The sequence below is a fragment of the Alcaligenes sp. CHO6 genome, from assembly GCF_037120595.1.
In the GTDB taxonomy this organism is placed as follows: Bacteria; Pseudomonadota; Gammaproteobacteria; order Burkholderiales; family Burkholderiaceae_B; genus Alcaligenes; species Alcaligenes ammonioxydans.
On sequence record NZ_JBANCI010000001.1, the window covers coordinates 1,532,201 to 1,550,519 of the forward strand.

15 protein-coding genes are annotated in these 18,319 nt (G+C 58.7%); 4 read left to right on the forward strand and 11 right to left on the reverse strand.

All coding sequences use genetic code 11. From position 1 onward, the window contains the following. The first annotated feature begins 13 nt into the window (after positions 1-13). The gene (locus tag V6936_RS07175; RefSeq protein WP_131071478.1) at positions 14-352 is read left to right on the forward strand and encodes a hypothetical protein; all 339 of its coding nucleotides are present in this window, start codon (positions 14-16) and stop codon (positions 350-352) included. Positions 353-551: 199 nt separating this feature from the next. On the opposite strand, the gene V6936_RS07180 is transcribed toward V6936_RS07175, so the two are convergent. The 6 genes from V6936_RS07180 to V6936_RS07205 form a co-directional block, all read right to left on the reverse strand. Continuing rightward, entirely contained in the window at positions 552-2,144 is a 1,593-nt protein-coding gene (locus tag V6936_RS07180; protein WP_240209313.1) for a phytoene desaturase family protein, read from the reverse strand. Positions 2,145-2,249: 105 nt separating this feature from the next. Further along, positions 2,250-3,077 carry an SDR family oxidoreductase gene (locus V6936_RS07185; protein ID WP_059317860.1) on the reverse strand — a complete coding sequence of 276 codons (828 nt, stop codon included), beginning with the start codon at positions 3,075-3,077 and terminating at the stop codon, positions 2,250-2,252. 9 nt (positions 3,078-3,086) lie between these two features. Continuing rightward, entirely contained in the window at positions 3,087-3,695 is a 609-nt protein-coding gene (locus tag V6936_RS07190; protein ID WP_003801661.1) for a cysteine hydrolase family protein, read from the reverse strand. Continuing rightward, positions 3,695-4,231, reverse strand: a complete 537-nt coding sequence (locus V6936_RS07195) for an aromatic-ring-hydroxylating dioxygenase subunit beta (protein ID WP_003801662.1) — start codon at positions 4,229-4,231, stop codon at positions 3,695-3,697. Before V6936_RS07195 ends, V6936_RS07190 begins: the two co-directional genes overlap by 1 nt. A 32-nt stretch (positions 4,232-4,263) precedes the next feature. Continuing rightward, positions 4,264-5,655 (reverse strand): aromatic ring-hydroxylating dioxygenase subunit alpha, encoded by a 1,392-nt coding sequence (locus V6936_RS07200; RefSeq protein ID WP_003801664.1) that lies wholly within the window; start codon positions 5,653-5,655, stop codon positions 4,264-4,266. A 39-nt stretch (positions 5,656-5,694) separates the two neighbouring features. Beyond that, positions 5,695-6,876: an ABC transporter substrate-binding protein gene (locus V6936_RS07205; protein WP_131071475.1), complete on the reverse strand. Its 1,182-nt coding sequence runs from the start codon at positions 6,874-6,876 to the stop codon at positions 5,695-5,697. Between the two features lie 305 nt (positions 6,877-7,181). Here V6936_RS07205 and V6936_RS07210 point away from each other — a divergent pair, with 305 nt between their 5' ends. Next, entirely contained in the window at positions 7,182-8,168 is a 987-nt protein-coding gene (locus V6936_RS07210) for an AraC family transcriptional regulator (protein ID WP_336579641.1), read from the forward strand. Here V6936_RS07210 and V6936_RS07215 read toward each other — a convergent pair. Further along, complete coding sequence (locus tag V6936_RS07215) at positions 8,165-9,325, reverse strand: 2-methylaconitate cis-trans isomerase PrpF family protein (RefSeq protein ID WP_003801669.1); 1,161 nt, start codon at positions 9,323-9,325, stop codon at positions 8,165-8,167. The two genes, V6936_RS07210 and V6936_RS07215, sit on opposite strands and share 4 nt — an antisense overlap. Positions 9,326-9,329: 4 nt before the next feature. Next, entirely contained in the window at positions 9,330-10,334 is a 1,005-nt protein-coding gene (locus V6936_RS07220) for a GntR family transcriptional regulator (protein WP_003801671.1), read from the reverse strand. A gap of 169 nt (positions 10,335-10,503) precedes the next feature. Here V6936_RS07220 and acnA point away from each other — a divergent pair, with 169 nt between their 5' ends. After that, a complete protein-coding gene (acnA, locus tag V6936_RS07225) occupies positions 10,504-13,158 on the forward strand; it encodes an aconitate hydratase AcnA (RefSeq protein ID WP_059317864.1) in 2,655 nt (884 codons plus the stop codon). A 37-nt stretch (positions 13,159-13,195) separates the two neighbouring features. Here the strand turns inward: acnA and V6936_RS07230 are convergent, their stop codons facing one another. The 3 genes from V6936_RS07230 to V6936_RS07240 form a co-directional block, all read right to left on the reverse strand. Then, positions 13,196-13,726, reverse strand: coding sequence for a CinA family protein (locus V6936_RS07230; RefSeq protein ID WP_059317865.1), 531 nt, complete (start codon positions 13,724-13,726; stop codon positions 13,196-13,198). A gap of 101 nt (positions 13,727-13,827) precedes the next feature. Next, the gene (locus V6936_RS07235; protein WP_003801677.1) at positions 13,828-14,316 is read right to left on the reverse strand and encodes a MarR family winged helix-turn-helix transcriptional regulator; all 489 of its coding nucleotides are present in this window, start codon (positions 14,314-14,316) and stop codon (positions 13,828-13,830) included. Beyond that, positions 14,316-16,235 (reverse strand): FUSC family protein, encoded by a 1,920-nt coding sequence (locus tag V6936_RS07240; RefSeq protein ID WP_059317866.1) that lies wholly within the window; start codon positions 16,233-16,235, stop codon positions 14,316-14,318. Before V6936_RS07240 ends, V6936_RS07235 begins: the two co-directional genes overlap by 1 nt. A gap of 372 nt (positions 16,236-16,607) precedes the next feature. Here V6936_RS07240 and V6936_RS07245 point away from each other — a divergent pair, with 372 nt between their 5' ends. Next, the gene (locus V6936_RS07245) at positions 16,608-18,314 is read left to right on the forward strand and encodes an FMN-binding glutamate synthase family protein (RefSeq protein WP_003801681.1); all 1,707 of its coding nucleotides are present in this window, start codon (positions 16,608-16,610) and stop codon (positions 18,312-18,314) included. Positions 18,315-18,319: the final 5 nt, after the last annotated feature.

The window sequence follows — 18,319 nt, forward strand, 5'->3', positions numbered from 1 at the left end:
AGCAGGTTTGAAGATGATCCTGCTGACCTGGCTTGCCGCCGATCCCGAGCGGCACGCCTTCCTGAGCCGGGAAAAAATGGCTCCGGTTGTGACGCGGTCCAAATCTGAGGCCGGCCAGGGAATCAGTCTGGCTGCAAAATTGCTGTGGCAGGAAGGAGCCGGACACTCGGCCGTCATCCACAGCAAAGATCAGGACGAGATTCATCAGTTTGCCAGCACCCTGCCCGCCGGACGCATTCTGGTCAATATGCCCGCTACCCAAGGCATGTTGGGCATCAGCTCGGATATTGCGCTCTCATTCATGCAAGGGTCGGGTTTTTGGGGAGGCAATATTTCCGAACCCGTGCATTGACGGCATCTGGTCAACATCAAGCGCGTGACATTCAAGCCATAAGCCTCAGGGCTGCAAGGCGCCCGCTTCTTCGGTGATCCGGCGATCGCCTTTCGGGGAGGATACGATGCCTGGACCGCCAAGCCTACCCCATGCAAACAGGCCAGACAGACCGCACGACGGTCTGTCTGGCCTGTTATGTTTTCCGAAACGTGCTTCCCTAACGAATCTGCTCCGCCACCATGAATCCGGACGCCCCTGCCAAGCCTGGACCTGGGTGAGTAGACGCACCGATGTGGTAGACGTTTTTGTACGGGGTTGCGTGGGAGCGCGCACCGTTACTGGCCGCAAAGGGGCGCATCCAGAAGAACTGGTCGGGCGAACAGATGCCCGAGTACGGGTCGCCGCCCACCAGATTGCAATTGATGGATTCCAGGTCGGCGGGCGAAAGCACTTTCTGGCCCACAATTTGTTGACGCAGACCGGGCATGACGCCTTCCAGTTGGTCGATAATGCGCTCGGCCACGGCCTTGCTGACTTCTTCGGACCATTTTCCGTCTTCCGGCACGTCGATCTTGCCAGCCGCATCGCCACGCAGCTTCGATGGCATGTCCTGCATCTGCATCCACAAAATCCATTTGCCTTGGGGTGCTCGGCTGGGGTCCACCGCGCAAGGCTGACCAATCGCCACGGTGAACCTGGCCGGAATCAGGCCGTTATTGGCCTGGGCCACGCTCATGCTGACGTCTTCCAGGCTGTCGGACAGGTGCAGCAACGGTACTTTCAGCAGCTCCGGATCGCTCCAGTTCGGCATGCTGTCCAGCGCCAGATGAATTTGCATGTCGCCACGGCCAAAGCGGTAGGCATTGGCTTGCTTACGCACTTGGGCAGGAGCGCCCGGCAACAGACGGCCATAGAGCTGTGGCGGAGTGACGTTACACACCACATGGCTGGCTTCGTAGACTTGGCCACCGGCACGCACGCCACGGGCTTTTTGTCCTTCCAGCACAATTTCTTCTACTTCGGTGTTCAGTTGAATGCGGCCACCGGCTTTTTCAATAATGGCGCATAGCGCACGCACCAGATTCTGGCCACCGCCTTTCACCACCGGCATACCACCGGCCACCACGGCGGCAAAGGTCAGCTTGCCGATCAGGGCCGAGCAGGCGTCGTCAGGGCCCAGGCCCGAGTGCAAGACCCAGGGAGCCATCATGCCGCGCACCCGGTCATCTTTCAGTTCACGATCGGCCCAGCGGCGGAAGGATTCCAGGGACTCACGTCCGTACTGAACCATGCCGTCCATGCGACGCTTGCGCCATTGCGAGAACAGCAAACCCAACAAGCCACGGCTGTAAGGCTCGGTGCCCAGCAAGCCAAAGGTCAGACCGGCATCGCGCTCGAACAACTGGCTGCACATGGCACCGAAGGCGTCGCCATCGCCTGCTTGCAAAGCATTGATACGTTGAATCGAATCGCCCACATCGTGACGCAGGGCCATGCCCTTGCCATCGCTGCCCACCACGCCGGTGGTATAGCCGTTTTCCAGAAACTCGACCCCTTGGGCAGCCAGATCATCCTTCAGGCGTGCATACGCCGCCCCGGAGGTAAACAAGGGATACCAGGATGACAGCAGCTCATGGGTAAAACCGGGGAACAGTTCCTCGGTGCGGATACACCCACCCGCACGGTCGTTACGCTCCAGCACCAGAACCTGCTTGCCTTTTTGCGCCAGCAAGGCCGCACACACCAAGGAATTAATGCCACTGCCCACCACAATGACGGCATATGACTTGTTATTTGTTGAATCTGTCATCCCACACCTTTTTGTAAATTGCCCTGAACGGGTTCAGGGCTTGTAAACATGCCGCAAGAAACAGCTGTCAACAAGCCCTGGGCATCTTTTACCGCACTTTTCTATTTATGAGCCAGACGACTGCGCCTGCCAGCGTTCAAACCAGTGACGGGGCGACTTGCCCTGCTCTGGCCCAAGCACGGAAAAGCCACCGTCGACGGGCAGGTCGATCCCTGTCATCCAGGAAGCGGCACCCGACACAGCAAACAACACCACCTGGGCAACCTCTTCGCCGGAACCGACTCGGCCCAACGGATGAACTTGTGCGCCCACCTGATTGGCCAGTTCACGCGAGCCACCGCTCATGCGCTCAACGGACGGCGACCAGGTCCAGGCGGGCGAAACCGTCAGGACACGAATCCCCGATGGAGCCAATTCCACCGCCAAGCTTTTAGTGAACTGCAAAATGGCCGCTTTGGACGCTGGGTACAGCGCGCGTCCGGCCACGCCAAACTTCCCACCGGTACTGCCCATATTGATGATGACCCCGCCTGGGCCCATATGCGGCGTGGCTTTCTGGGCCAGAATCGCGCTGGAGATCAGGTTCACATCCAAAGTCTGATGCCACAACTCGCGGCTGGAAGCCAGCCCTTCGTCCCCGTAGGAGCAGGCATTGTTCACCACAATGTCGATGCGTCCGGTTTGTGCCAATGCGGCCTGCACGCAGGCATCGAGCTGCGCATCATCACAAATATTGGCAGCCAGAAACTGGGCCTTGCCCACAGCCTGCAGGCGCACTTCAGTGCGCTGTCCCTCTTCCTGACTGCGACCCACCACCAGCACCCACGCACCGGCGGCACACAGAGCCAGAGCGATATCCGCTCCCAGCCCTTGGGTAGCTCCGGTCACAATGGCGACCTTACCGTGTAAATTCACCTGCATATCCTGTTGCATGGGCTTCTCCTACTCTGCTTGTGGCGCGCCAAAGACGGCTGCCCAATCTTCGTCACGATCAATATGCGCTATCAGGCTCATGCTGGCCAGGGAGGCTTCATGCGTGGCGGGCGGTGCGCCGCAGGCGCTGGCCACCACCGCCACTTCATAGCCCATATCCACCGCATGGCGCACCGTGCTTTCCACCACGGAATGGGTGGCCACACCGGCAATCACCAAACGCTCCACGCCCAAACGACGTACCACCGGCTCCAGCGCGGAACCAAAGAAAGCGTTGATGCGCGTGTGATGGACTTCAAACTCGTTGGGCAAGGGAGCCAGCCCGTCAAAGAACTGAGCTCCCCAACTGCCAGTCTGCATGGCGCCGATGCGTTTCACATTGTGCAAAATCGGGGCGTTGCACAGCAGATCGGCATAGTCTGGCCGGTAGCCCACCCGCACATGCACAATGGGCACGCCCTGTGCACGCGCCTGTGCCAGCAGACGGCCTGCGGCCTCGATCAGCGCCTGACGCTGGGGGCTGTCAGCCTCCACCCCCACACGAATCAGGCCATCAGCATGCAGGACGTCGTTTTGGTAATGCAGGGCCAGCAAGGCGGTGTGATGGGCTGCCGACATCAGATGTACACCTGAATGGCGCCGTGGACCGCATCACGATCGACCAGATTCACCTGCTTCATGCGCAGTTTCCAGCCACCCCCCTCCTGGGCCTGCAGCTTGTGAATCAGGCTGCCCACCCGGTGGACCGGATCTTTGCCGCGCCATTCCATGGAGTGAAAGCTGGAACGCACCACCAGATAACCTTCAGGATCGGTCCCGTCTATCATCACATTACCCAGCACGCGGCAGGACTGGGTAATCGGCTGCTGGGACCAGTTGCGGTGGTTTTCCAAGCGACGAATACGCAATTCACGCAGCAGCTTGTTTTCCCAGCACAGGGAAATGTGCTCGTACGGGCTTTGCTGATCGTAGCTGTGAGGAATCCAGTACATGCCTTCCTCGGTCCACAGATCCAGCCATGCTTGCCAGCGGCGCTCGTCCAGCAAGCGGGCCTCGTGATAGATGAACTGCTCCACTTCGCGGATGGCTTCCAGGCTCAGGTTCACAGGTGTGACCTGATCCACGCTGACGTCAAAATCAATATCAAACAACATAAGAATTCTCCTTGGCTCGGACAGCAGCCCGCTTAAGCCTGTGAGGCGGGGGCGATAGGCTCACCGGAAGCCGAACGCACCGTGGCTTTACCACTGTCTTCCGACTGCGCTGGCGCGTCGTACAGGCTGGTAGTCATGAAATGCTTCCAGGCGCGGAACTGGTTACGCATGGGCAGTTCACTGGTGCCATTGGTCGCCACCATACCGCCTTCAATTTCCTTGTCAGTGCCGTCATAGCGATGCATGCTGATCCAGTCGCCACCGTTGGTTTTATTACCTTCCTGGCAACGACCATAGACCTCAATGTCGTCCGGCATCACGTTGGACGAGGGGGAGTTGATCAGGTTGGCATACATCAGGCCGCGTTTGTAAATTTCATCCGGCGCCCCTTTCAGGCGGAACAACTGAATTTCGACATGTGTGCGATCCACCGCCACAGGACGAATCACGCGAAACTGCTGGAATACGGTATGGGGCGAGCCACTGCCGTAAATGATGCTGTTGTGGCGGTTCTCGCCCAGAATGTTCAGGGCTTTTTCTTCGCCATAGGCTTGTTTCAGGGTCTCGTAGTGCGCCTTGGTGACAGGATCAGTCTCAATGGCACCGGGATTGAAAATGCCTTCCATGTAGCCATGTCCGTTATCAAAGGCGTACAAGTCCAGCTTTTCCCAGAAACCGTAAGGCTCGCCGTTGCCGTCCATGATGTGCAGCTCCAGCGGCATGGAGCCATAATCTTTGGCCTGCTCGCGGGCCGCCACGTAGGATGACTCATGCGTGACATTCGCGTGCATGGTGTCGTGCAGATTCTCGTAGAACACTTTCCAGTTGGACGGCTGCCAGACCTTGAAGCTGCCGCCGGCCACTTCCACTTCCCCCACCGGCGAGCGATCGCACAGATTATCGATGGAACTAATGATGGGCCCCAGAAACTCCTTCAAATCCGGGCCGTGGGCACTTTGACAGGCAAACACAAAACCACGGTACGTTTCCACACGAGCCACACGGCGCATGGAAAAGTCCGGATGTTTGGGGTCGAAGCAGGTGCCCTCAAAGCCATTTTTCATGGGCGCAGCCAAATGCTGACCGTCCAGCTTGAACGTCCAGGCGTGGTAGGGGCAACGGAAGAACTTGCCGGCATTGCCACACCCATCGGCCACCACTTTGGCACCCTTATGGGGACAGCGGTTGTACAGCACGTACACCTTCTTGTCGCTGCCGCGAACCATGATGACGTCCTGACCACCCAACAAGGTCGTGTGGTAATCGCCCGGATTGGGCACCTGGCTGTCGTGACCAATGTAAATCCAGGCACGGCCATAAATGCGTTCCATCTCCAGACGGAAGATTTCAGGGTCGGTATAGACCGATTTATGTACGCTGTCTCCCCGCACCAGTGCGGCCAGCTGTTCGTTGCTATAGCTCATCATTAACCTCCTTGCTGCCGGATGCTTGACGCATCCTCTTTATGACTTTTCCATCTTGCACTGCGGCGCAAAATGATCCTGGAATTGCTCAAATACGGTGGACACAATCTTGTTGCTCATCTGGCCCTTGTCATTCGGGGCCACTTCGCGCATGTAATAGGTCTGCACCGGATATTGGTTGTTGTTGAAAGCAAAGGCCCCGCGCACAGACTCAAACGGTGCGCTGCGCAAGGCTTTACGCAAGGCCTCACGATCGGTTGCCGCTTTCGGGTCGGCCTTCAGTGCGCCATCGAGCAACAGGGCAGCGTCATACCCCTGAGAGGCATACATGGACGGCAAGCGGCCATAGGTTTTTTCAAAATCCGCTACAAAGCGTTTATTGACCGGATTATCCAGATCCGGTGACCATTGGGCGGCATTGGCCATGCCTTTCATGGACTCACCGATGGCAGCAATGGTGTCCTGATCGGCCGAGAAGCCGGGGGTGTACACCGCCAATTGCGTGGACAGGCCCGAGTTGATCAGCTGCTTGATAAAGGACACACCCATGCCACCGGGCAGGAAGAAGAACACCGCATCCGCGCCCGACGCACGCATTTGCGCCAGCTCGGCCGCATAATCCATCTGACCGACCTTCACATAGACTTCGTCGGCAATCTCGCCCTTGAACAAGCGCTTGAAGCCTTCAATGGACTCACGGCCACCGGGATAGTTGGGGGCGATCAAATAGACTTTCTTGTGCGCCTGATCGGTCACGTACTTGCCCATGGCGGCGGGAATATCCTCGTTCTGCCAGGACACGCTGAAAAAATTGGGGTGGCAACGCTCGCCTGCGTAATCGGCCGGGCCGGTGTTGGCGGAAATGTAGACCGTGTCACTGTTCAAAATCGTCGGCATCACGGGCAGCAGCACATTGGAGAAGGCCATGCCGGTGATCACGTCGACCTTGTCGCGCTTGACCAGACGGTCCACGGCCTGACGGCCTTCCATCGGTTTTTGCTGATCGTCCAGCACCGTCAGGGCCACATCCACGCCACCGAGCTTGCCGCCCGAGTGCGTCAGGCCCAGCTCGAACCCATCGCGAATTTCTGCGCCAATGGCCGCTCCGGGACCGGACAAGGTCGTGAGCAAACCGACCTTGAATACTTCCTGACTGGACACCGGGCTACAGGCCAGGGCCAAGGCCAGCGTGCTCATGCAAAACGCCACTTGCTTTTTCATGTTTGTCTCCGTCCTCTGTCTTTCAAAAAACTGGACTTTAGGTCTGCCTGGGATCACCCCCAATACGCCGGAAACTGTGTATCACTGACGCCGGTGGTTTGTGCGGCGCTTGTCCTGCAGGCCTGGGGAAACGGGCCCAATAGACTACGTGAATACAGCAATTCCCAGTCGTATCCCAATCTGCTAAGGTGCCGGGACAGGATTACTGTTTTAGGTTTGAAATACATTAGACCGGCTCAGAACAGGCGGCTATCCAGATATGGCAAGCCTTATCCCTAACCGGCAAAAATTTGGAGACACCCATCATGCAAGCGTGGTTTATGTCAGGCTTGGCCCCCTTGCAACACAGTGCGCCGCGTTTTCAATCGCGCTGCCCAGACCAGACTCGCAGCGAGACTGCCGGCTTTTTGACCGAGCATCGCCTGACCTGGAATGACGGCCCGGTCGATGCCTCGCTGCGCTATGCGAGCAGCCACAGCTTTTCCTTTGTCTTGCTTAAATATGGTGCGGCCGTGCAGGTGTCGCCGGGGATTCTGGAAGATTTCCTGCTGTTTCAGGTGCCGATACAGGGACGATCCTGTATCCGGGTTGGTCGGGAGTACGTCCAGGCCAACCCCAAAGTCGCCAGCGTCATCTCCCCTTCTTTGCAAGTCGAGCTGGACTGGGAGCAAGGCTGTGAACAGTTTTTGGTGAAGATCCCGCGCTACAGGCTGGAAGAGGTGGCCCGCCAAACCTTGGGCCTGAGCCTGGACCGGCCCATTGAGTTTGCCGCTGGCATGCCCTTGGACTCACCGCAAGGCTGTGCCTGGCAGCATCAAATTGGCAGCCTGCTGGCTTATGGCGGACATCTGCCTCCGGAAATGGATCAATGGTCGCGCCAGGCCGAGGACAATCTGTTGCTGCATCTGTTTCATACCCAACCCGGCAATTACAGCCGGCAGTTGCAGCAAACTGTGCGCCCGGCCAGTTCGCGCCGGGTACAACGGGCGGAAGATTTCATGCGCGCCAGTCTGGACCAGGCCCTGACGCTGGAACAAATCGCTACCGCAGCCTGTGCCAGTGTCCGCAGCCTGACGCTGGCATTTCGTACGGAACGGGGCCTGAGCCCCATGCAATTTTTAAAGCAGATTCGTCTGGAAGCGGCCCAGCAGGCTATCCGCACCGCCACACCTGGCACCCAGGTCAGCGAGATTGCCTTGCGCTGCGGTTTCAACCATTTCGGCCGCTTCTGTGCCGACTACAAGTCCCGCTTCGGGCGTTCGCCCTCGCAGGACTTGCGCATCATCGATTAGTCTTTCAAGGCCTTGCCGGGAACCCAGACACGGCCATCAAACAGACGGCGCGCCGTACGGTAGAACGAACCGGCCTTGGCAAACCACTGTCCGTCTTTCTTTTCCACTTCCGCGCCTACGGTCAGCACGCCGGAAGGCATGCCCAGACGCAAGGGGCCTTGAGGAGCGACGGAGTCGGACAGACATTGTGAGGGCAGGCTGCCCGTCAGCCGAGCGGCCACCGCGGTACACAGCGAGATCGTCAAGGGCAAGGCGCGGTGCGGCTGACCATTGGAAATCACACGGGCCACCAGATCAATATCCTTGGCAGGCACCACCTCACCCGACAGCGTGGGGTTGTCCTGGGCAGGCGACACAATGCAGACAAACGGCACGATGCGAATCTGACGCGCAGCTTCCACATCGGGCGCAATGCCCATGCGTACCGAAGCCTGCACGCGGATGGCGTCCAGACGCTCCAGCACGTCAGGATGCGCCTCCAGCCAATCAGGCAGTTCCAGACCAGTCAGACCCACATCGGCAGCGCGTACAAAAACAGCGGCATTGGCAGCATCCACCAGCGAGACTTCAATACGGCCCACGCCCGGCACATCCAGCCATTCGGTCAATTCACCGCTAGGCAATAGGGAGCCGGTCGAGGCACCGCCCGGTTCCACAAAGTCCAGACGGATAGGCGAACCGGTACCACCTACGCCGGGAATGGACAGATCACCGTCATACCGGGGCTGGCCATCTTCGACGGTGAAATGCGCATGGATGATCTTGTTGGTATTGGTGTTCAGGATGCGCACACACGCTTCGCCATCCTCCACCTTGACCATGCCTTGTTCAACGGCATAGGGGCCGACTGCCGAGCTCATATTGCCGCAGTTGCCGCGGTAATCCACCTTCTCTTCCTTGATCGCCACTTGTGCAAAGGTGTAGTCCACATCGGCGTCCGGATGGCTGGACGGGCCAATAATACACACCTTGGACAGTGAGGAGACCCCGCCACCCATACCGTCCAGTTGACGACCGTACGGGTCGGGCGTGCCCATGGCCGCCGCAAACAACGGTGTCCAGTCCTCGCGCTTGGCAGGCAGATCTGCGATATTGAGCATCAAGGCTTTGCTGGTGCCACCACGCATGAACACGGCGGGAAGGGATTTTTGTTTCATCACGTCATTCCTGGTTCTTGGCTTGCGCCATTAAAGAAAACTGCGCCGTCTCCTGCATGGGTTCGGCGTGAGAGACTATCGGTTCACTAACAAAGTCTGATCGGATCGTGCGCTGTTGTCGTTCCAACTGCTGCACTTTTTCCTCACTGGCATTGCCCAGATGGCGGGCTAGCAAAGCTGAGGCCTGGGCGCGTTCGCCCTTTTCCAGCAAATCCAGAATCGCCAGATGCTCCAGACACTGACGACGAATACGTTCCCGATCCAGCGTTTCCTGGTATTCCAGCAGGCGCCGCAACTGGTTCTGACGGGTGACGGTCTGAGCGATAAAACGATTGCCCGACAAGGAGGCCAAAGCCTCATGGAACGTCGCATTGGCCTGATACATTTCAGCATGTCCCGCATATCGCCACCCCCCATCGGCCAAGGCTTGCTGTTGCAGACGCACCCGGCGCAAGACGGCCGAGTCAATTGCAAAGCTGGGCAGCAGCATGGCCGCCGGCTCCAGCATCTGCCGCAAGGTATAGCTCTCCTCACAAGCCTGGGGGCCGTCAATCATGGGTAGAAACGACCAGCCCTTGCTGGCACGCTGTTCCATCCAGCCTTCATTGGCGGCGCGGGCCAGAACACGACGCACACGCTCACGCGTCAGGCCATAACGACGCATGGCATCGTTTTCCGACAAGGTGTCGCCCCAAATTCCGGAGAGCTTGTCTCGAGCCAGCTGCAAATAGATCTGGTCATCCTGGCTGGTGCCCAGCTCTTCTTCGATCACACCGAGCTGATCGGCCCCTTTCAACAGGTACAAACCCCGCCGGGGCGGCTGGGCGCCCACAATGCCTTTTTCCGCCAGATAGGCCAGCGCTCCCCGTATGGGCGAGCGCGATGCACCCAGCGCGTGGGCCAGCGATTGTTCCGTCAAGTGATGCCCGGCCTGCAAATGCCCTGCCCGCACGTAGTCCAGCAGGCGATGCGCCAAGGTGACATGCAAAGAATTGGACTGGCCTTTCATGCCGGTTTTCCTAAAAATCAACGCGATTCTCGATCATTTTATTGTACTATATACAAACAAAATACAATTCAATTGTTTTTTCAAGGCCCCAGACGCATAACTTTATTGATTACTCTTGCCCAGGCGGGTCCTGTCTGTCTGGCTACTTACTACGGATGAATCGTTTGCCATGTCCCAGTCTCTTGCCCTACAAACGCTGTCCCTGAACGGACGTTCCGTGCGTTACGTTCCCATTGCCGACATACCCGGTATTGAAAAGCTGCCCTATTCGCTGCGTGTCTTGCTGGAAAACCTCTGTCGTCAAAAGGCCGTGCGTCACGCCGACGTGGATCAGGAAATCGATTCCCTGCTCCAGCGCAAGGTGGGCGATGGCATCACCTTCTACCCTGCCCGCGTATTTGGTCAGGACATTCTGGGTTTGGTAATGTTGCTGGACATGGCGGCCTTGCGCGAAGGCGTACAAGCGGCCGGAGGCGACGCCAGCCGCGTGCGCCCCCAAGTCCCTATCGACGTCATTATCGACCACTCCCTGCAAGTGGACAGCTGGGCCAACCCCAAGGCAGCCGACATCAATCTGGCCCGCGAGTACGAGCGTAATGGCGAACGCTTTGCCTTTTTGCGCTGGTGTTCGAGCAACTTTGACGGCGTCAAAGTGGTTCCGCCCGGCAAAGGCATCATGCACCAGTTGCACATTGAGCATATTGGTCAGGTCGTCTGGACCGAAGAAGGCAAGGATGTGGATCTGGTCTACCCCGATAGCTGCGTGGGCACCGACAGCCACACGCCCATGGTCAACGGCCTGGGCATTCTAGGCTGGGGCGTGGGTGGCATTGAAGCTGAAGCGGTGATGGTGGGCCTGCCCGTGGCGATTGCCTTGCCAGCGGTGGTCGGCATTGAACTGAGCGGCAAGCTAAATGACGGCGTATTGCCTACCGATCTGGTGCTGGTCATTACCCAGAAACTGCGCGAGCTGGGGGTAGTGGGCAAGTTTGTCGAGTTCTTTGGCCCCAGCGTGGACGAGCTGTCCCTGGGCGACCGCGGCATGATCGCCAATATGGCACCAGAATACGGCGCCACTGCGGTGTTTTTCCCGATCGATGACGCGGCACTGCATTACATGCACATGACAGGCCGCCCACAAGAGCAGATTGATCTGGTCGAGCAGTACAGCAAGGTACAAAAGCTGTGGCGTGATCCGGCCGCTCCCGCTCCCGTGTACGACACCGTGCTGAAGCTGGATCTGAGCAGCATCAAACCCAGCTTGGCCGGCCCCAGCAATCCTGAAGATCACCTGGATCTGGATACCGCGGCCCAGTCCTTCCCCGCCCATCACCAGAAAATTGCCGGCCGTCCTTACGATCCGCAACGCGCAGTGCCCGTGGAAGGCGAGGACTTCGTGTTAAATGATGGCGATGTGGTCATTGCCGCCATTACTTCCTGTACCAATACGGCCAACCCCGCCAATATGATGGCCGCCGGCCTGCTTGCGCGTAACGCTGTCGCTCGTGGCCTGCGCAGCAAACCTTGGGTCAAGACCTCGCTGGTGCCAGGTAGCCAGGTGACCGCCGACGTGCTGGAACGCGCCCAGTTGCAGGATGATCTGGACGTGCTGGGTTTCAACATTGCCGGTTTTGGCTGCACCACGTGTAACGGTGGTTCGGGACCGCTACCTGCCAATATCGTCAACGCGATTGAATCGGAGAAGCTGATCGCCACCGCCGTACTGTCCGGCAACCGCAACTTTGAAGGCCGCATTCACGCCAACGTGCGTGCCGCTTACCTGGCATCGCCCGCTCTGGTCGTGGCCTACGCCCTGGCCGGCAATCTGAATGTGGACCTGACCCGCGACCCGCTGGGCAAAGATCAGGACGGTAAAGACGTCTACCTGAGCGACATCTGGCCCAAATCCGCCGAAGTGCAAGAAGCCATCCACGGCGCTTACGACCGCGATCTGTTCATCGAACGCTACGCCGAGCTGTACGACGGTGGCGAGCCTTGGGACGCCCTGGCCCGCGAAAGCAATGGCGGTCACTACCCCTGGGAAGCCGACAGTACCTACATCCGCAAACCACCTTACTTTGACGGCCTGCAGCGCGAGCCTGCCCCCGTGGCCAACTTGCACGGTATGCGCCCACTGGCCATTTTGGGTGATTCCATCACCACGGACCATATCTCGCCCTCCGGTTCGATCAGCCTGGGCACGCCTGCCGCTGACTTCCTGCTGTCCAAGGGGGTGGAGCAAAAAGACTTCAACAACTACACCACGCGCCGTGCCAACCATGAAGTGGTCAAGCGTGCGACTTTCGCCAACATCCGTCTGCGCAACAAGATTGTTCCCGGCGTGGAAGGCGGGGTCACCAAGGTGATGCCCGAGGGTGAAGTGATGCGCATTTTTGAAGCTGCTCAAACTTATCAGGAACGCCAGGTTCCGCTGCTGGTCATCGCCGGCAAGAACTACGGTTGCGGCTCGTCCCGTGACTCGGCGGCCAAAGGTCCGGCACTGCTGGGGGTGAAAGCGGTGGTTGCCGAAGGCTTCGAGCGTATCCACCGCACCAACCTGGTCGGTATGGGTGTGCTGCCCCTGCAGTTTCAGGAAGGCACCAATGCCGACACATTGGGCCTGGATGGAACCGAAACCTTTGACGTCAAGGGTCTGGAAGAAAACCTGGGCGTACGTTCGCAAGCCCAGCTGATTATCCACCGTCTGGATGGCAGCACCCAGTCCGTACCGGTCACTGTACGACTGGATACTGTCGAGGACATGGAGTATTGGCGTCACGGCGGCATCCTGCCCCGCGTCTGGCGCAAGTACCTGGAGGACTAAGCCTACCCTGGCTTAGGCCAACAGGCTGTCGCTTCTCTCAAACGCCAGGGCCCACGCCCTGGCGTTCCTGTTTGGCCAGCCCCAGCCAGTGTTCTATGCGGCCCAGGGCATAGCGCGCGCTTTGCTGACGGATTTCATCCCGTGTGCCGTCAAACACAATCGTCTCGGTATACACGACCAAAGGATCAAACTTGTCCTGCGGCTTGAACAGCCACGCAAAGCACTGCGTTCCGGCGGGAATCTGTGGCTCGGCAATATCATCGGCCACGCCGGTATTGGCAATGATCAGATTGGCCGGAGTCAGTTGCGCTGCGCCTTTGGCCATGGCTCTGGCTACCGCTTCACTGCACAGATTGTTTTCCGACAGCACGCTTTGGTCCACGCCCAGACAACGATACTTGGCTTGTGGCGAATAGGTCACAAACGCGCAGTCGAGTACGGCTGCCGCCCCCTTCTGGTCGGCCAGGGTGGATGCAATCAAACCCGCCGTGCATGATTCCGCCGTTGCCAGCGTCAGCTTGGCATCGCTCAGGATATTGACCAGGCTAGCCAGATCCAGATCTTTCATGACAAACCCTCCTTATCAGGACACAAGGACGGTTTATTCAAACATAAAGAAATACGGCAGGAAATAAAGTTCCGCGTTCTCTCACCATCTGGAACATGCGCTTACGTGTCAGCAACCTGCCCTGAATGCTGTCCAAACAGGCTGCTCATATCGCTGGCTTTCAGGCCCAGATTGCTGGCCAACATGTCAAAACAGCGCAAGGCCGCCTTAATATCCTGTTCGGGAATGCCGGCAAACAAGGGGGCGCGCGACTGGCGCAACAGTTCCAGCAAATGCGCATGAAAGTCACGTCCTTTGTCCGTCAGACACAATAGCCGCGCCCGTTTGTCCTGCTCGTCGGGCACACGTTCGAGCAAACCCGTCGATTCCAATTGATCAATCAGACGAACCAGTGTCGGGCCCTCCAGACGCATCATGCGCGCCAACTGGCCTTGACGTATGGGTTCGCCCAGCTGAGCCAGATAACGAATAGGCAGGATGGTGGCCTCGGACACACCGTAACGCCCCAGCGTCTGGTCCAGCTCACGACGGTAAAGACGCGCCAGCACAATCATGGACAAGCCAAACCGTTCATACAGTTGGTGATTCATCAGGTCGACTCCACAGCACGAGGCACCGTATTAGGGGGGTAAGCATAAACCAGAACGGGAGTAGCCCCCAGCAAGGACTGAGCAACATCCCGGATCGCCTCTGCCAGCACAGGATCGGCACAAGATTGACTGATACGCAGCAACTGTTGAGCCAGCTCCTGCGGCTGGCTCTCAAACCCCTCCAGCAGTTCACATACCAGACTGACGCAAGTCTGCTGCGGCGCGCCCCGCCTGCCCAGACGCTTCAATGCCACAATCCCATGCCCCAGATTGATCAGCGACACCAGACCCTGCGGCGCTTGCTCCCCCATCCAGTGCAGCAGGCGCACCCACTGCCGGGCCACCCGTGCCCGCCAGACGCGAAACAGGCGTGGCCGGGAACGACGGATCAAGGGATACAGCTCGCGCACCACCCGCCGCACCAAAGCCTGCCCACGCGGGTGGGTACGACGCGGCAACAGAAAAAAGGCGCTGCATACCACCGCAGAACCCGCCAGCAAAGGCACGGACTCCTTGATGATGAGCGGCCAGCTAACGGCTGCCATACCCGCCTGACTGGCCAGTTGGAAACACATATTGGCATCCAGCGCCCAAGCAGATGTGGGGCGATTGGCCCGCAACAAACCACCCACCACCACAAAAGGCAGCACTGAAACGATGACCTGCCAGTCCGTCACCAAATAGCCCTGAATCAGATAGCGATAGAGGCTGGCCACCAGCACGCCCACCGTAATTCCGGTGAACATGGTGCGACTCATCAGCTGCGGACGTGGCATGGAGCCCAAAATAATGGAGAAAGTACATACCCCCATCGCCATCAGCTCCAGTGCCGGACTGGACAAGGCAAAGGCAAGCGCCCCTGCACTGAAGGTAGCCAAGGCGCTAATCAAGCCGGTACGTGTTGCCAGAGGCCAGTCCACCGACCGTGCCGGGGTGGCCAAGAACCGGTGAGGGCCCCGACGGGCTGGTGTCCGAGCGGCAAACAGACCCGTTTCAGCCCGCCGAATCTGCCCCATGGCTCGACGCAACCGCGCCAAACTGATTTGCTCGGGCGGCCTGACGCCGGTTTTTTCCAACACCGTCAAAGAATGCCCCTGCTCCAGACGCTGCGCCTGCTCCAGCAAGAACTGCGCCTCATCGGCGGCGGGCAAACGACCCCGCTCTCTTTGGCGCACAATCAGCTCACTGGCGGCCAACAGCTCGATCACGGCATATAAAAACGCGTCCACATAGGGCAGGCGACGATAAGCATCCCAGGAACCGGCAGCCGTAATACGGGCCTGAGCATCCAAGTCCACTATTTCCTGCCTTATCCGTGCGGACAGGGCCGGGTCCGACTCTTTATAAGCAGGGCCCAGCGCATGCGCCGCCAGACGCAAAGCGTCCGCCGCCAGAACACGCACCCGTTGGTAATACGTTTGGCGCTGGCTATGCGGCGTCGTGCGGGAGCACAGGACGGTAGTGACCACTACCCCGATCAGGGTGCACTGCACGCGCGACAACGCCAGATCCAAGGAGCTGTCTGGCGAGAGCACCGAGGGCAGGACCACCACGCCAATCGTGATGCCCGCCAACATGGGCAAATATGACAAGGCACCCCGCAACACATGGGTCAAGGCGGAGGCCACCCCGACTACCAGGGCCATGCCCAGCAATTGCCAATAAGGGTGGGGCAAATGCAGAAAGGCCAGCCCCAGCCCTGCCCCTGCCAGGGTTCCCACTATTCGCCACAAGGCGCGCTCATACACCAGTCCCCGATAGGGCTGGGACAGAACCCACACTGGCATGGCGGCCCAGAACGGGTTGTCGACAGACAGCAAAACCGCAATCGCAAACGACAAGCCGGCAGCCAACGCCATGTTTAAACCATGCAGCAGCGCAGGCCTGTCCAGCTGGAGCCAGGGAAAAGAAACAGACATAAAAGAAAGGGACGTCTAAACGAGCGAAACTTCAATTATATAGATAGCTCACCTATCTATTCAATTGTCGAGTCGTGGCGCAGAGTGCCACTTGCGCTACGGCTTGTCTCAAGGACCTGGCGCTCGAATGCAAACCGCTGCTCGCCGTGGCGGCACAAGCCTGTCTGCCCCGTTTCCAAGGCTTTTTCTACGTCAACCCTTTGCAGCAAATCGGGACTTTTTCTGCAAGGTCGCCTTTCATTGTCAGTTTTCATTAACTATCGCAGCCCAGGCATAGTCAAACCGTACGGGGCCGTTCTATGATGTGGGCATCCTGATGGGCAGGTACCCGAAATCCTGTTCCCTCACCCCGTTTTTATGGCAGGAGTCTTTATGCAAAAGTGGCTGACACGCTACACCGCCTTCTACATCATCATTGGTCTTACCGCCTTTTTCTTGCTGTTGTCCCTGTTCAAGAGCGCGAGCTGGTTATGGCTGGCCATTCCCGGGCTGGCCCTATGCGTGCAAGGTTTGGTCGATATCACTCAGACTCGTCATGCCATTCGTCGCAATTACCCGGTTATTGGCAATCTGCGCTTTATTTTTGAAGCCATTCGACCTGAAATTCGCCAGTACTTCCTGGAAGGCGATGAGCAGCAACTGCCCTTCTCGCGTGCCGATCGCTCCTTGGTGTACCAGCGTGCCAAACAGCAGATCGACAAGCAGCCCTTTGGCACCCATCAAGAGGTCTATAACAACGGCTACGAGTGGATCAACCACTCCATGACGCCCAAACACATCAAGGACTCGCAGTTCCGAGTGCAGGTGGGCGGGCCAGACTGTACGCAGCCCTACTCGCTGTCTGTGCTGAACATCTCGGCCATGAGTTTTGGGGCGCTGTCGGCCAATGCCATTCTGGCGCTGAACAAGGGCGCCAAAATGGGCAACTTTGCCCACGATACAGGCGAAGGCGGAATCAGCACGTATCATCTGCGCCATGGCGGAGATCTGATCTGGAACATCGGGTCGGGCTATTTTGGTTGCCGCGATGAGCACGGCAACTTCTCACCCGAGCGTTTCGCCGAGCGTGCGACCCAGGATCACATCAAGATGATTGAAATCAAGCTGTCGCAAGGGGCCAAGCCTGGCCACGGTGGCATCTTGCCCGGCACCAAAGTGACGGCCGAAATCGCGCTGGCGCGGGGCGTCCCGGAGGGCGTGGATTGCAACTCCCCGGCCAGTCACAGCGCGTTCCGCACACCCGTGGAGCTATTGGAGTTCGTCGCTCAACTACGTACCTTGTCCGGCGGCAAACCGGTGGGCTTTAAACTGTGCATCGGACACCCCTGGGAATGGTTTGCAATTGCCAAAGCCATGCTCAAAACCGGCATTACTCCCGACTTTATCGTCGTCGATGGGGCCGAAGGCGGAACCGGAGCTTCTCCCGTCGAGTTCATTGACCATGTGGGCACTCCCTTGCGCGAAGCCTTGCGTCTGGTTCATAACACCTTGGTCGGCATCGGCCTGCGTGAGCAGATTCGTCTGGGCGCCTCGGGCAAGATCATCAGTGCTTTTGACATGGCACGCATCATGGCCCTGGGCGCGGACTGGTGCAATAGCGCCCGCGGCTTCATGTTTGCGGTGGGCTGCATCCAGGCCCAGGCTTGTCATACCGACAAATGCCCGACAGGCGTGGCTACCCAAGACCCGCAGCGTCAAAAAGCGCTGGTGGTTGACGACAAATCCTTGCGCGTGGCCAGTTTCCACGGCAATACGCTCAAAGCGCTGGCCGAGCTGCTGGGTGCTGCCGGGCTGGAGCACCCTGACCAGCTGCGCCCCCACCATATTGCCCGCCGCATCAGCAACGGCGAAGTCCGGGTTCTGTCGGCCCTGTTCCCCGATTTGAAGAAAGGTGAGCTATTGCGCGGCCACTACCGCCAAACCATTTTCCGGGTGGGCTGGCCCATGGCCAACCCCGACTCTTTCGAGCCGGCTTACAGCCTGAGCAAAGCCTTGTCGTACCTGAACGATGAGGCCGAGCCGGACGACATCATCAAAAAACAGGATATGGCTGACAGCGCGGGCCAGGCGCTGGCCTGAGCAGC

Bases quoted from the DNA above. Each gene is read 5' to 3' on its own strand.
- V6936_RS07175 (WP_131071478.1), top strand. From the start codon at position 14: ATGATCCTGCTGACCTGGCTTGCCGCCGATCCCGAGCGGCACGCCTTC.
- V6936_RS07180 (WP_240209313.1), bottom strand. From the start codon at position 2,144: ATGACAGATTCAACAAATAACAAGTCATATGCCGTCATTGTGGTGGGC.
- V6936_RS07185 (WP_059317860.1), bottom strand. From the start codon at position 3,077: ATGCAACAGGATATGCAGGTGAATTTACACGGTAAGGTCGCCATTGTG.
- V6936_RS07190 (WP_003801661.1), bottom strand. From the start codon at position 3,695: ATGTCGGCAGCCCATCACACCGCCTTGCTGGCCCTGCATTACCAAAAC.
- V6936_RS07195 (WP_003801662.1), bottom strand. From the start codon at position 4,231: ATGTTGTTTGATATTGATTTTGACGTCAGCGTGGATCAGGTCACACCT.
- V6936_RS07200 (WP_003801664.1), bottom strand. From the start codon at position 5,655: ATGAGCTATAGCAACGAACAGCTGGCCGCACTGGTGCGGGGAGACAGC.
- V6936_RS07205 (WP_131071475.1), bottom strand. From the start codon at position 6,876: ATGAAAAAGCAAGTGGCGTTTTGCATGAGCACGCTGGCCTTGGCCCTG.
- V6936_RS07210 (WP_336579641.1), top strand. From the start codon at position 7,182: ATGCAAGCGTGGTTTATGTCAGGCTTGGCCCCCTTGCAACACAGTGCG.
- V6936_RS07215 (WP_003801669.1), bottom strand. From the start codon at position 9,325: ATGAAACAAAAATCCCTTCCCGCCGTGTTCATGCGTGGTGGCACCAGC.
- V6936_RS07220 (WP_003801671.1), bottom strand. From the start codon at position 10,334: ATGAAAGGCCAGTCCAATTCTTTGCATGTCACCTTGGCGCATCGCCTG.
- acnA (WP_059317864.1), top strand. From the start codon at position 10,504: ATGTCCCAGTCTCTTGCCCTACAAACGCTGTCCCTGAACGGACGTTCC.
- V6936_RS07230 (WP_059317865.1), bottom strand. From the start codon at position 13,726: ATGAAAGATCTGGATCTGGCTAGCCTGGTCAATATCCTGAGCGATGCC.
- V6936_RS07235 (WP_003801677.1), bottom strand. From the start codon at position 14,316: ATGAATCACCAACTGTATGAACGGTTTGGCTTGTCCATGATTGTGCTG.
- V6936_RS07240 (WP_059317866.1), bottom strand. From the start codon at position 16,235: ATGTCTGTTTCTTTTCCCTGGCTCCAGCTGGACAGGCCTGCGCTGCTG.
- V6936_RS07245 (WP_003801681.1), top strand. From the start codon at position 16,608: ATGCAAAAGTGGCTGACACGCTACACCGCCTTCTACATCATCATTGGT.